Source organism: Pseudarthrobacter sp. NamB4 (genome assembly GCF_005796185.1).
GTDB lineage: Bacteria > Actinomycetota > Actinomycetes > Actinomycetales > Micrococcaceae > Arthrobacter.
In genome coordinates, this window is record NZ_VAHM01000008.1 from 51,686 (window position 1) to 64,287 (window position 12,602).

At 64.6% G+C, this 12,602-nt stretch carries 11 protein-coding genes and 1 pseudogene; 5 read left to right on the forward strand and 7 right to left on the reverse strand.

Annotated features, from left to right (window positions below):
* Positions 1–81 precede the first annotated feature (81 nt).
* Both FDW81_RS09430 and FDW81_RS09435 read right to left on the reverse strand, forming a co-directional pair.
* The gene (locus FDW81_RS09430) at positions 82–360 is read right to left on the reverse strand and encodes a DUF4190 domain-containing protein (RefSeq protein ID WP_138133927.1); all 279 of its coding nucleotides are present in this window, start codon (positions 358–360) and stop codon (positions 82–84) included.
* Positions 361–637: 277 nt separating this feature from the next.
* Positions 638–2,179: a sodium:alanine symporter family protein gene (locus FDW81_RS09435; RefSeq protein ID WP_138133928.1), complete on the reverse strand. Its 1,542-nt coding sequence runs from the start codon at positions 2,177–2,179 to the stop codon at positions 638–640.
* A 271-nt stretch (positions 2,180–2,450) separates the two neighbouring features.
* Here FDW81_RS09435 and FDW81_RS09440 point away from each other — a divergent pair, with 271 nt between their 5' ends.
* Both FDW81_RS09440 and FDW81_RS09445 read left to right on the forward strand, forming a co-directional pair.
* On the forward strand, positions 2,451–3,719 hold the full coding sequence (locus FDW81_RS09440; protein ID WP_138133929.1) for a S8 family serine peptidase: 1,269 nt from the start codon (positions 2,451–2,453) through the stop codon (positions 3,717–3,719).
* A 135-nt stretch (positions 3,720–3,854) separates the two neighbouring features.
* Positions 3,855–5,335, forward strand: a pseudogene (locus tag FDW81_RS09445) (gamma-glutamyltransferase family protein); the annotation flags it as partial.
* 183 nt (positions 5,336–5,518) lie between these two features.
* Here the strand turns inward: FDW81_RS09445 and FDW81_RS09450 are convergent.
* The gene (locus tag FDW81_RS09450) at positions 5,519–5,968 is read right to left on the reverse strand and encodes a DUF4383 domain-containing protein (protein WP_138133930.1); all 450 of its coding nucleotides are present in this window, start codon (positions 5,966–5,968) and stop codon (positions 5,519–5,521) included.
* A gap of 122 nt (positions 5,969–6,090) precedes the next feature.
* On the reverse strand, positions 6,091–6,357 hold the full coding sequence (locus FDW81_RS09455; RefSeq protein WP_138133931.1) for a Rho termination factor N-terminal domain-containing protein: 267 nt from the start codon (positions 6,355–6,357) through the stop codon (positions 6,091–6,093).
* A 362-nt stretch (positions 6,358–6,719) separates the two neighbouring features.
* Between FDW81_RS09455 and FDW81_RS09460 the strand changes: the two genes are divergently transcribed.
* Positions 6,720–6,923: a cold-shock protein gene (locus FDW81_RS09460; RefSeq protein ID WP_009372930.1), complete on the forward strand. Its 204-nt coding sequence runs from the start codon at positions 6,720–6,722 to the stop codon at positions 6,921–6,923.
* A gap of 487 nt (positions 6,924–7,410) precedes the next feature.
* On the opposite strand, the gene FDW81_RS09465 is transcribed toward FDW81_RS09460, so the two are convergent.
* Positions 7,411–8,145, reverse strand: a complete 735-nt coding sequence (locus FDW81_RS09465; protein ID WP_138133932.1) for a FadR/GntR family transcriptional regulator — start codon at positions 8,143–8,145, stop codon at positions 7,411–7,413.
* Positions 8,146–8,335: 190 nt separating this feature from the next.
* Here FDW81_RS09465 and FDW81_RS09470 point away from each other — a divergent pair, with 190 nt between their 5' ends.
* Together FDW81_RS09470 and FDW81_RS09475 are read left to right on the forward strand one after the other, a co-directional pair.
* Positions 8,336–8,881, forward strand: coding sequence for a gluconokinase (locus FDW81_RS09470; protein ID WP_138133933.1), 546 nt, complete (start codon positions 8,336–8,338; stop codon positions 8,879–8,881).
* A 41-nt stretch (positions 8,882–8,922) separates the two neighbouring features.
* A complete protein-coding gene (locus tag FDW81_RS09475) occupies positions 8,923–10,326 on the forward strand; it encodes a GntP family permease (protein ID WP_138133934.1) in 1,404 nt (467 codons plus the stop codon).
* A 125-nt stretch (positions 10,327–10,451) separates the two neighbouring features.
* On the opposite strand, the gene FDW81_RS09480 is transcribed toward FDW81_RS09475, so the two are convergent.
* Both FDW81_RS09480 and FDW81_RS09485 read right to left on the reverse strand, forming a co-directional pair.
* Positions 10,452–12,035 (reverse strand): alkaline phosphatase, encoded by a 1,584-nt coding sequence (locus FDW81_RS09480; RefSeq protein WP_138133935.1) that lies wholly within the window; start codon positions 12,033–12,035, stop codon positions 10,452–10,454.
* Between the two features lie 88 nt (positions 12,036–12,123).
* On the reverse strand, positions 12,124–12,510 hold the full coding sequence (locus FDW81_RS09485) for a TfoX/Sxy family protein (RefSeq protein ID WP_138133936.1): 387 nt from the start codon (positions 12,508–12,510) through the stop codon (positions 12,124–12,126).
* Positions 12,511–12,602 lie beyond the last annotated feature (92 nt).

Sequence of the window (12,602 nt, forward strand, 5' to 3'; positions counted from 1 at the left end):
CCGCAGTGACGCCTCCGGTGCGCCGTTACAAAAAGGCCCTCTGCCCGGAATCTCCGGGCAGAGGGCCTTTTTGCAGCGTGGTCAGCCCTGGTAGGCGGCGGCCGTGGTGAACATAATGATGATCAGGATGACGGCCAGTGCCATCGACACGTAACCGATGACCAGCGCGGCAATGGCCAGGCCGCGTCCGCCCTCGCCGGTTGTCTTGATCTGGTTCAGCGCGATGTGACCCAGGATGACGCCGAGCAGGCTGATGAAAAAGGACGAGATCAGCGCGATGATCGCCAGCGTGTTGGTCTTGGCCGGCATGTTGGGGTGCTGGTAGCCCTGGTACTGCGGCTGGTACTGAGGTGTGCTCATAGGTGAAGCCTTTCAATCCGAATGCTGGGTCCCCCCGCCCGCACATTGCGGAACGGCAATCAAAAAGTATCAACATTCGGAACAAGAACGGCGGCTGCAGCGCCAAAAGTATTGTATTTTGTCCAAATAAGCGTGTGCCGCGCCTCCCTGGTGATCGTTGTGTCCACACCGCGGTGGAGTCGAGCGCACTCTCCACCCCGGGGGCCGCGGGAAACGGCAGTGCGCCGTGCCGAATGGACGGCACGGCGCACTGGAACCGGTGCAGGAGGCTCGGCTGCTAGACGCGAGCAGACTCCTTCTCGAGGTCCGCCTTCTTGTAGGACTCCCAGAAGGTGGCACCTGCGATCCCGAGAGGCTGCGGGTCGAAGACGGGGTCGAGGCCGAGCTTCTGCTGCCGCTCAAAATCCTTCAGCGCCTTGAAAGCGGGCTTCTGCAGGATCAGGATGCCCACGATGTTCAGCCAGGCCATCAGCCCGACGCCGATATCGCCCATCACCCATGCATCGGCGGCGGTGTTCACGCAACCGTAAGCAGCGGCGACGAGGATGGCCACCTGAAGGGCGATGGTGGTGGCGCGGCCGAGGCTGGTGCGGAGGCCGGGAATCATCTTGGCCGACGAGTTGCCCAGGAGGAAGCGAAGATTGGTCTCGGCCATGTAGTAGTAGGCGATGACCGTGGTCAGGCAGAAGAAGACCAGCGTGACAGCGATAAAGGCGGCGCCGACGCCGGGGAAAACGGAGTCGAATCCGGCCTGCACATACTGCGGCCCGACGACGGCCGAGGCGGACAGCAGACCGCCTTCGGCGAGGATTGCACCGTCTTCGCTGCCGCCGGAGAAGACGCGGTAGGCGCCGGTGGAGAGGATCAGGAAGCCGGTGGCCGAGCACACGAACAGCGTGTCGATGTAAACCGCGAAGGCCTGGACGAGGCCTTGCTTGGCCGGGTGTGAAACTTCGGCGGCGGCCGCGGCGTGGGGGCCGGTTCCCTGGCCGGCCTCGTTCGAGTACACGCCGCGCTTGACCCCCCACATCACGGCAAGGCCGATGATGGCGCCGAGGGCGGAATCCATGCCGAAGGCGCTGCGGAACACCAGCGAGAGGATCACCGGTAGCTGGGCGGCGTTAATGACGACGACGATCAGGGCGAGGATGATGTAGCCGGCGGCCATAAACGGCACGACGAACGCCGCGACGCTGGCGATGCGCTTCACGCCGCCCATGACCACAAGTGCCAGGAGGATGACCGAGCCGACGGCAACAATCCAGGGCTCGATGGTCCATGCGCCGCTGATCGCGGTGGCCATGGAATTGGTTTGGACACCCGGCATGAGAACGCCGCAGGCAAGGACGGTCACGGCCGCGAAGACGTAGCCGTAGACCTTGAAGAAGCCGGCGCCCCTGGTATGGGCGAAGGCGCGGGAGAAGTAGTAGGCCGGGCCGCCGCGGTACTCGCCGGTCAGCGGGTCGCGGGTCTTGTAGATCTGGCCGAGGGTTGACTCGATGAAGGACGTGGACGCGCCCAGGAAGGCGACGGCCCACATCCAGAACAGGGCGCCCGGACCGCCGAAGGCGATTGCAGTGGCGACGCCGGCGACGTTGCCGGTGCCGACGCGGCCGGACAGGGACATGGCCAGAGCCTGGAATGACGAGACGCCGGAGGCGGACTTTTCGCCCTGGACTAATTGATCGAGCATTCCCTTGACGTGCCGCACCTGCAGGAAGCGGGTGCGGACGGAGAAATAGACGCCGGTTGCGAGGCAGAGATAGACAAGCCAGTCGCTCCAGATCACGTCATTGATGGCTGACAAGACATCGCTCATAAGTGTGGGTTCCCTCCATAAAGAGCGTTGTGGGTGATGCGATCGGGTGCTGCACACGGCGGGTGGACACTGTGGCGCGCAGCACACAAAACTTGTGAAGTTCTCACACGCGACCGGCAGCAGTCCATTTGGGGCCTTTCCGCTGGTGGCCGGTGGGCGCGTCGTCCTGTCCGGGGACGCGGACGGCTCCAGAACGAACCCCTAACGCTGCCAAAAAGTATGTGCCCATTTCCCCTATCCAGCCGCTGTTTGTTGGAGCAATATGACCCCCATGAGAAAGATCTTCCTGGCTGGTTTCGCAGCGGCAATGATGGCGTTCAGCACAGTCAATACGGCAGACGTGAGCAGCGCGGCACATGACCCGTCCCATCTCCCCGGAAGCATCCTGGTTAAGTTCCGCGATAACGGCGCGGCAGCCCAGGTCCTGCCGCAGCACGGACTCAGCCAGGGAGCAAGCATGGGCAGCACGGGCACCCAGCAGATCAAAGTTCCGGCCGGTAAAGAACATCAGTTCATTGAGGCGTTGAGCCGGAACCCCGCAGTTGAATACGCTGAGCCGGACCAGGTGGTTACGGCCACCACGCATGACAAGTTCTTTCCCCGGCAGTACGCCCTGCAGAACGAGGGACAGTCGTTTACCAATACGGCCAACACCGTCACTGTTCCCGCGGGCACCAAGGATGCTGATGTGGACGCCGTCGAAGCATGGGGCGTCACCACCGGCAACGGCATCAGGGTTGCGATCATCGATTCAGGCGTGGCAATCAACCACGAGGACATTTCCGCCAAGGTGGTGGCACGGGAGAACTTCAGTGACACGGCCATCCGTCCCGATCATCCCGAGGATTACGACCAGTACGGTCATGGCACCCATGTGGCCGGGATCGTTGCCGCCGAGCATGATGCCGAGGGTGTGGCTGGTGTCTGCCCGGGCTGCACCATCCTTGACGCCAAGGTGCTCAATGACAGGGGAATCGCCTCCAGCTCGGCCATCGTCAAGGCCATTGAGTGGGCAGTGGACAATGACGCCAAGGTCATCAACATGAGTTTGGGGCAGCGCGTTTCCTCCCGGACCCTCGAAGCGGCGGTGGACAATGCGTGGAAGAAGGGCGTGGTGATCGTGGCCGCAGCCGGCAACGCCGGCACTGAGGCGCCCATGTACCCGGCGGCCTATAAGAAGGTCATTGCGGTGGCCGCAACTGACAACAACGATGCAAAGGCGCATTTCTCCACCTACGGTGAATGGGTGGATGTGGCCGCTCCCGGTGTGGATGTCTACTCGACCTTCCCCAACCATGAGTTTGTTATAGGCACCCAGAACAACCGGTCCAAGGGCTATGACATCGCCAGCGGCACATCGATGGCCTCACCGGTGGTCGCCGCCGTTGCCGCGCTCACGTGGAGCACGTCTGCCGGGACCTCGAACACCTCCGTTCGGGCAAAAATCGAATCATCCGCGGACAAGATAAAAGGCACTGGCACTTTCTGGGACGAGGGCCGCGTGAACGCGTGCGAGGCCGTGGGCTGCCGGCAGCACTAGGCGCCGCCTCCGCCGGGCAAGCGCCTGCCGGGCAGGTGATTGCCATCACTGGCCCTCTTACGCGAGGGTGTGACGGTGGCCTACACACCGGCACAGAGGTTCACCACCCGCCCCACCCTGCAGGGCACGTTCGGCATGACCGCTTCCACCCACTGGCTCGCCACCGCCTCGGCGCAGGCGGTGCTGGAGCGGGGCGGGAACGCCTTCGACGCCGTCGTCGCCGGTGCCTTTGTCCTGCATGTCGTCGAGCCGCACCTGAACGGGCCGGGCGGGCGACATGACTGGCGTTTTCGTCACGGCCGGACAGCCCTCGGAGCCCGTGGTGCTGATGGGGCAGGGCCCTGCCCCGGCCGGGGCAAGCCGGGAGCATTACCTGGCCGAAGGGCTGGAACTGGTGCCCGGAGCCGGTGCGCTCGCCGCCGCCGTCCCTGCCGCCGTCGACGCCTGGCTGCTCCTGCTGCGGGACCACGGAACGTGGGAGTTGGCGGATGTACTTTCCTTTGCCGTCGGATACGCCCGCCATGGACACCCTGTCCTGGAGCGCGTGGGCAGCACCATCGCTTCCGTAGCGGCCTGTTCAAAGAGCATTGGCCGATGTCGGCCGCCCTCTGGATGCCCGACGGTAAAGTTCCGGCAGGCGGAGACATCGTGACGAACCAGGGGTACGCCGACGTCCTCCATCGGCTGGTCGCCGCGGGAGATTCAGCTGCAGGGGAAGCAGGCACACGCGAAGCGCGGATTGACGCGGCACGGCGTGAGTGGCGTGAGGGTTCCGTGGCCAAGGCAGCTGTCGCGTTCCTCGCGGAACCGCACCGCCATTCTTCAGGAACCGATCATGCAGGCGTCATGACGGAAGTTGACTTCACCGGTTTCTCGGCCGGCTATGAGCCCGCTGCCACCTTGGAGTTCCGCGGCCACACCATCGCCAAGACGGGTCCCTGGGGCCAGGGGCCCGCGCTGCTCCAGACGCTCGCCATCCTGGACGGGTTCGACGACGAGTACCTGGACCCGTCCACCGCGCTCGGCGCACACACCATTTTGGAGGCGCAGAAGCTCGCCATCGCCGACCGCGAGGCATATTACGGCGATGCCTCTGTGCCCCTGGATTACCTGCTCAGCCCGGAGTATGGGGCCGAGCGCCGGCAGCTGATCGGCGAGCTTGCCTCGCACGCGTTCCGGCCTGGCAAGGTCCCGGCCACGAGCCCTTCGTGCCGCCGCAGCGCACGGAGTACGTCCCGCCGTCAACCGCCGGGAGCGGTGACGGTGCCTTTGCCGGCGTGGGTGAGCCGACGGTCAGGCCCACCGGGGTGACCCGCGGGGACACCTGCCCTATTGACGTGGTGGACCGGTGGGGAAACATGGTCTCGGCGACTCCTTCCGGGGGCTGGCTGCAGTCATCCCCGGCCATCCCCGAGCTGGGATTGTGCCTGGGCTCGAGGCTGCAGATGACCTGGCTGGAGGAGGGCGCCCCGTCCACGCTGACCCCGGGCAGGCGGCCGCGCACCACCCTGACACCCACACTGGTGCTGAAGGACGGGCAGGCGGTGGCCGCCCTCGGATCCCCCGGAGGGGACCAGCAGGACCAGTGGCAGCTGCTGTACCTGCTCCGGTGCGTGACCCGGGAACGGGCGTACTGGAGGCGGCCGCCAACCCGAGGGTCAGGCAGGGCTGCGCGGCAGGACGGTAACCGGCGGGACTGAATTATCCGGTTAACGAGCGATGGGCCCGGCCGCAGCAGAAGCTGAAAGCCGGGCCCATCGCCTTGTTCCGATCAAGCGCTTTTTTGAACGGGGAAAGCCTTACGCGCGTGCCTTGTGGCCCCGCGTGAGGACCAGTGCCAGGGCGACCATTCCGACGCCCAGCAGCAGGTGCAGGATGTTGTCGTAGCCGTTTAGCGGCACGAAGTTGCCGGCGGAATCCTGGGGGATGACCAGGCCGTAAACGAACAGGACCAGGTAGATGATCCCGCCGTAGAGGAGGAACGAGCGGGCGCCGCCTGCTGTCTTGGCGAGGGCGATGCCGGCCACGCCGAAGAGCAGGTGGACAATGTTGTGCAGCGCCGAGACCTGGAACAGGCCCAGGAGCATTGCCTCAGAGTGGTGGCCGGCGAAGTGCAGCTGGTCGAAGTTGCCGGTGATCCCCGGAATGAAGCCCAGGATGCCGACCAGCAGGAACACTGCGCCCACCGCCAGGGACGCCTTTTGAACGTTGGTGCGGGTGGCCATTCCGGTACTGGTGTGTGTTGCCATGGTGATCTCCTGAATGCGGTATGTGTTTTATGAATCAGCGTTTTACCTGCCAACCCAAAGGGTTATGACAGCGATTCGGCCCTTACTGCATTCCGGATGGGTGTATTTGTAAAAGTTTTTTATCAGGAGCCTCCACTGCACGCACGCGATGCCCTCAGGCGTCTTCGCGTTCCGGGTTTTCCAGCCGGAAGAACGTCCTGGCCGCCCCCATCGTCGTGGGATCGGGCACTGGCAACCTCCCTTACCAACTCCTCCTTGCGCATGCCCGAAGCCCCGGCGATCTTTTCCTCCCTGGCCTCCTGGCGGAGCTCGTCCACTTTCATCTTGCGCAGCTCCGTTTCACTCACGTCAGGGGTATCCGGTGTCTGGTTGCCGGGCTTGTCAGTCATCGCCATTCCTCCTTTCGCGGGTTCAGGGGAAATAATAAGGCTGCTTACTTTTCTAGCCCCTTGCCAATTACGCCGTCAAGCGTTCCCGCCGGCCCGCCCCGCTGCTGAGCGGCGAGGTGCCCGGGCAGATTCCGGCGTTTGGGCCACGGCGCCAGCACGAATCAGCCGCAAGACTTGCCTGTGGTAAATGTCGCCTCGAATCTCCTGTAGTGTGGAACCCGTTGTTGTGTTTATGCAGTTGGTAGTTCAGGCAGTACGCGCGGTCGAAAGTCCGCGTTCTTCTGAAGTAGCGGTTTGAACATCTCACGCCGGAGGGCCCGAAAGTCGGAACTTTCCCTCCACCTTCACGAAGGACAAAAATAATGGCTACTGGTACCGTCAAATGGTTTAACGCTGAAAAGGGCTTCGGCTTCATTTCCCCCGATGACTCTTCACAGGACGTTTTCGCGCACTACTCCGCGATCAACTCCAACGGCTTCCGCTCCCTCGAAGAGAACCAGAAGGTTTCCTTCGACACCGAGCAGGGCCCCAAGGGTCCCCAGGCCACCAACATCCAGGCTCTCTAATTCCTTAGAGAATCCGGGGCCCATGGGTTTCGAATTTTGAGCAGGGCCGGTCAGTTCAGCTGACCGGCCCTGCTTTTTCTTAACCCGCGCGTGCTGCCCCCGGACGGTGGTCTGATCCTGCCGTCCTGCTGCCGGTCATGGAATGAGGGAAGCTCGCGGGAGGGGCCTGAAGCGGCGGAATCTCGGGGGAGAGCGTCGGCTCTATTGTCCTTTTGGGCCCGGGGGCCCCGGATTTGATGCCGGCTGCGAACATCCGTTGTTGCCGCAAAGCCTGACCTCGCTCACGGCCGCAACGTTCCCTTCGAGGTTCACCGTAAGGGTGCTGGCGTAGCCGATGGCGGGACAGGCATCTCCGTAACGCAGCCCGGGACCGGCACTGCCCCGCCGGCGAACGCAACAAACAAACCTAGGATCCCCCAACCCGCTTTCATGCGGCCAGTCCAGGTGTCCGGGAAGGTTGACCGGATCAGCCGGGAGGAATCTTCGGTTAGTAGAGCCCCATCGCATTCCGAACCTCATCCAAAATGTGGTGCATTGCCCGTTCGGCCACCACGGTATCGCCGCGCGCCACCGCAGCTGCCACGTCCTCGTGCGCCTGAAGCGCCTCGTTTCTGGGCTTGAACGGCATCAGCCCCTGTTTGGTCCGGCTGGTCAGGACCTCGGCAACCATGTCCTCCAAGGCGCGGAACATCTCATTGCCGCAGCTCCGAAGCAGCAGCTGATGGAACTCGATGTCGGCTGCAAGAAACGCCTGGAGATCCCCGGCCTCGCCCAAGCGGCGCAACTCCGCCCCAAGGGCAACCAGCTGCGAGCGTTCGGAGGCACTTGCGCGCCGGGCGGCGCCGGCTGCGGCAATGGGTTCGACGGCGATGCGCAGCTCGGTCAGGCTGCTGTACTGCTCGGCGCGGCGCTCAGAGGCAAGCCTCCAGCGGACAAGCTTGGGGTCGTAGACATTCCAAAGGGACGGTTGCTGCACCACGATACCAACCCGGCGCCGTGAATAGACCAGGTTCATGGACTCCAAAACCTTCATAGTGTCCCGCGCTACCGTCCGTGAAATCCCGTACTCCTGCTGCAGCCCCTCGAGGGTTAGCCGGCTGCCCGGGGCAAGGCTCCCGGAAGCAATGGCCACGCCCACCGCCTCGAGAACGCGCTCATGCATGGCGGGGGAGGCCCCGCCGTCGTGCGTGTCATCCGCACCCTCTGCTGTCGCCGTCGACATCCTGCCCGCCTCTCCTGCGCCCCAGCGCCCATCCAGAATACCGGGGAAACGGCCAAAGGTATGACTTATGACACGAATAGGTAGTATCAAATCCAACAAAAGGTGATACCTTATCGCGTAGCCCACTTCATGATGGGCCACGCAGTGCGCTTCTTCGAAAGCCAAAGACGTCTTCTCCGGAGGTATGAACATGCAGTATCCACCCACGCATCTTGTGGTGATGGGCGTTGCCGGATCCGGCAAATCCACCTTGGCCGCCGCCCTGGCGGAGAGGACTGGCTGGGCCTGCGCCGAAGCCGACGAGTTCCACCCGGCAGCGAACATCGCCAAGATGAGCCAGGGCAGCCCGCTGCAGGACGAGGACCGCTGGCCGTGGCTCCGTGAAATCCGCGACTGGATGACTGCCCAGGCCAAAGCCGGCTGCAGCACGGTCCTGACCTGCTCGGCCTTGAAGAAGAGCTACCGCCGGCTGCTGTCCGAAGCTGAAGGCCGGGTCATCTTCCTCCACCTCGACGGCGGCGCGGACCTGATTAGCCAGCGCATGCAGGGCCGCGAAGGCCACTTCATGCCACCCACTTTGCTGCCCAGCCAGCTGGCCACCCTTGAGCCCCTCAGCCAGGAAGAGCTCGATGCCGGCAGCCTCCGTCTCGACATCTCGAAGTCGCCTGAGCAACTGGTCGCCGCCGTCGTGCAGGCCCTCAGACTCCCCACCGGCCAGGCGCCCTGCGCCTCCTAATTCCCAAACCCCAACAAACAGTTCTGTTTCAAAGGAGAACCATGACCATCGAAGGATGGACCCAAACGATGGGCGCAGGACCGCTGCTGCTCATTGCCGCGGCAGCGATCGTCGTCCTGCTGTTCCTGATCATCCGGCTGAAAGTGCACGCCCTGCTGGCCCTGATCATTGTCAGCCTCGCCACGGCCTTCGCCGCAGGCATTCCCGCCAACCAGGTGGTCCCGGTGCTGATCAACGGCTTCGGCACCACCCTCGGAACTGTTGCCCTCCTGGTGGGTCTCGGCGCGATGCTCGGCCGTATTGTGGAAACCAGCGGCGGCGCCAAGGTGCTGGCCGACTACCTCATCGGCGTCTTCGGCGAAAAGCGTGCACCGTTCGCGCTGGGCCTGGCCTCGCTGATCTTCGGCTTCCCCATCTTCTTCGACGCCGGCCTGGTGGTCATGCTCCCCGTCGTCTTCGCCGTCGCCCACCGCTTGGGTGGGGGAGTTCTCCGCTACGGCCTGCCCGCAGCCGGCGCGTTCTCCGTGATGCACATCTTCCTGCCGCCGCACCCGGGCCCGGTCTCCGCGTCCGCGTTCTTCGACGCCAACGTTGGGCTCGTCACCATCGCCGGCCTCCTCGTGGCCATCCCCACCTGGTACGTGACCGCATACCTCTACGGCCTCTACACCGGCAAGAAGCTGGTCCTGCCCGTGCCGGAGCTTCTGGGTCACGCCACCGCCGAAGCCGAGTCCCACCCGCCGCGCTTCCGCACCATCGTGGGGCTGCTGCTCCTGCCGCTGGTCCTGATCTTCATGAACACCGGCCTGAACACCCTGGCCACGTCCGGCGTCCTGCCGGAAGGCGTTAAGGACGAGCAGTGGTACCAGGTCCTGCGCACCATCGGTGAGACCCCGGTTGCCCTGCTGATTGCCGTGCTCGTGGCAATGTTCGTGCTGGGCGCCAAGCGCGGCAAGGATGCCGGGGCGCTGGAGAAGCTGCTCGAATCCTCCCTCGGCCCAGTCTGCTCGGTCATCCTGATTACCGGCGCCGGCGGCATGTTCGGCGGCGTACTCCGCACCTCCGGCATCGGCCAGGCCCTGGCCGACGTCCTGGGCAATCTGGGCATCCCGCTGATCCTGGCCGGCTTCCTGATCTCCTCCATCCTGCGCATCGCCCAGGGCTCCGCCACGGTGGCACTGACCACCACCGCCGGACTCATTGCGCCGGCCGTGGCCGCCGCCGGACTGAACGGCATGCAGGTGGCGGCCATGGTCCTGGCCGTGGCCGCAGGCTCAGTGGTGGTCTCCCACGTCAATGACTCCGGCTTCTGGCTGGTGGGCCGGTTCTTCGGCATGGACGTGAAGACCACCCTGAAAACCTGGACCGTGATGGAAACCCTCATAGGCGTCATGGGCTTCGCCATCGCCGCGGTGATCTTCCTGCTGGCCGGACTGGCAGGTTAGTCTCCCCAGCTGACGTCGTGGAATGACGGTTTTCGCGGCGCTGTATGCGGGCTACTTTAATGACGAGAGGGCGGCCCAGCAGATGCTGGGCCGCTCTCTTGTGCTACTTTCTGATTCCGGCAGGCTCAGGCCTGGAGGCCGGGCACACCATCCTGGATCCGGAAGGACGCCTTCGTGCTCACCGGAGATCCTGGCGTCGTGACGTAGTCCAGCGTCCGGAAGTCCGCCGTCATCGCGTCCCTGGTGATTTTGGTGTTCACGTAGCCGCGGTTGTCGTTGTAGAACTTCAGGTGCGGGTTCCACGCCATCGTCGGTTCGGTGGTGGAGCCGGTGCCGTTGCCGGTGGAGGTGATGGACGTGCACACCAGCTCCGAACCCACTACTGGTGACGCCGGGTCCTTGTAGTCCACCTTCAGGTCGTTGGCCCAGTTGCGGTGTACGTCGCCGGTGAGGACGACGGCGTTGCGCACGTTCGCGTCGATCCAGCCCTGTGTGATGCGGCGGCGGGAGGCAGCGTACCCGTCCCAGCCGTCCATGGAAACGTCGTCGATGTCCGGCGCGACGTTGCGGTCCCGTTCGGCGAAGAACACCTGCTGGCCCAGGATGTCCCAGCGCTGGGTGGAGTTCCGGAAGCCGTCCAGCAGCCACTTTTCCTGTTCGGCGCCGGTGATGGTCCGGTCCTCCGCCAGGCGCTCGGCCACGTTCTTCTTCCAGCCGTCACCGGCGAGCTGGTCGTCGCGGTACTGCCGGGTGTCCATCATGTGGAAGTTCGCCAGCTGGCCCCACTGGATGGTGCGGTAGATCTTCATATCGAACCCGGCCGGTACGGACGACCTGCGCAGCGGCATGTTCTCGTAGTAGGCCTGGAAGGCGGCAGCGCGGCGCTGCTGGAACCGCTCAGTGGTGTCGTTGAGCTGGTTTGCGTCCCGGTTTTCCGGGATCTCGTCGGCCCAGTTGTTGTCCACCTCGTGGTCGTCCCAAACCACCAGCCACGGTGCCGCCGCGTGCGCTGCCTGCAGGTCGCCGTCGGACTTGTACTGGGCGTGACGCTGCCGGTACCCGCCAAGCGTGACGGTCTCGGGGCCCTGGTGGTCGCGCGGGTTGCCGCCGCCAATGACATAGCTGTCCTTTTTGTACTCGTACAGGTAGTCGCCCAGGTGCAGCACCAGGTCCGGGTGGTCCTCGGCCAGGCGGGTGTAGGCGGTGAAGTAGCCGTGCTCGTACTGCGAGCAGCTGGCGAACGCCATGGCCAGCGCAGCCGGGGTCTCGTGCGGCGCCGGGGCGGTAAGCGTCCGGCCCACCGCGCTGAGGTGCTTGCCGGCGCGGAACCGGTAGAAGTACTCGCGTCCCGGCTTTAAGCCTTTGAGCTCGACGTGCACGGAGTGGGCGGTGTCGATCCGGGCGTGCTCGACGCCGCGGGCTACTACCGAGCGCATGCCGGCGTCCTCGGCCACTTCCCACGCGACGGCGATGTTGCGGGAGGGCATGCCGCCCAGGCCGTCCCCGGCCCGTGGATCCAGCGCCAGCCGCGTCCAAATGACGAAGCCGTCCGGCCACGGCTCGCCCGAGGCGATGCCGAGCATGAAGGGGTCGGTGCGGAGGCCGGCGTCGTCAGCTGTTGAAACAGCCACGGCGGCACTGGGGAGGGCGGCAACCAGGCCGGCGCCGAGGCCTGCGGAAATGAGGGATCTGCGTGAGATGTTGTCCATGCCCCCGACGGTAGGGAGGCCGGTTGGACAGGTGCTGAGGGCGACATGAATACGTGGTTAACTGCGTGACAAGACCTGCCTTGACGGGCTACTGCTTGGCCTTACGGGCCGGGGAGTCCTTCGGCTCCTTGGGCGGCAGGCCCGCCACGTAATCGAAGGCCTTGCGGATCCACGCCTTCGCCCGGGCGTCGTCGCCGTCGCCTTCCTCATTCCAGATGTCCGGCAAGCCGGTGTAATCTCGCATCGGCCGGTCGGACGGGCCGAAGGGCACCGTCCGCTCGCTTTCCTCGAGCTGATGCTTGTCCCCGGGTGACAGCTTGACGCCTATGACGGACCCGAACAGCCCGGCGAACATGTTGCCGTTCACGAAAGCCCCGAGGTTCCCGAACATCGGCTTGACCACGAGATCAGGCCCGGCAGGTACCAGGGACCGGAAACGCTCCTTGTCCTCGTCTGACGCTTTGGGCATGTCCATCGGTTGTTCCTCACTTCCGGCGGGGGCAGGTGTGTGAAGGATATGCCCTGCCAGGTGCGCTGGGGAACACCGTCCAGCCCGCCGTCGTTGTG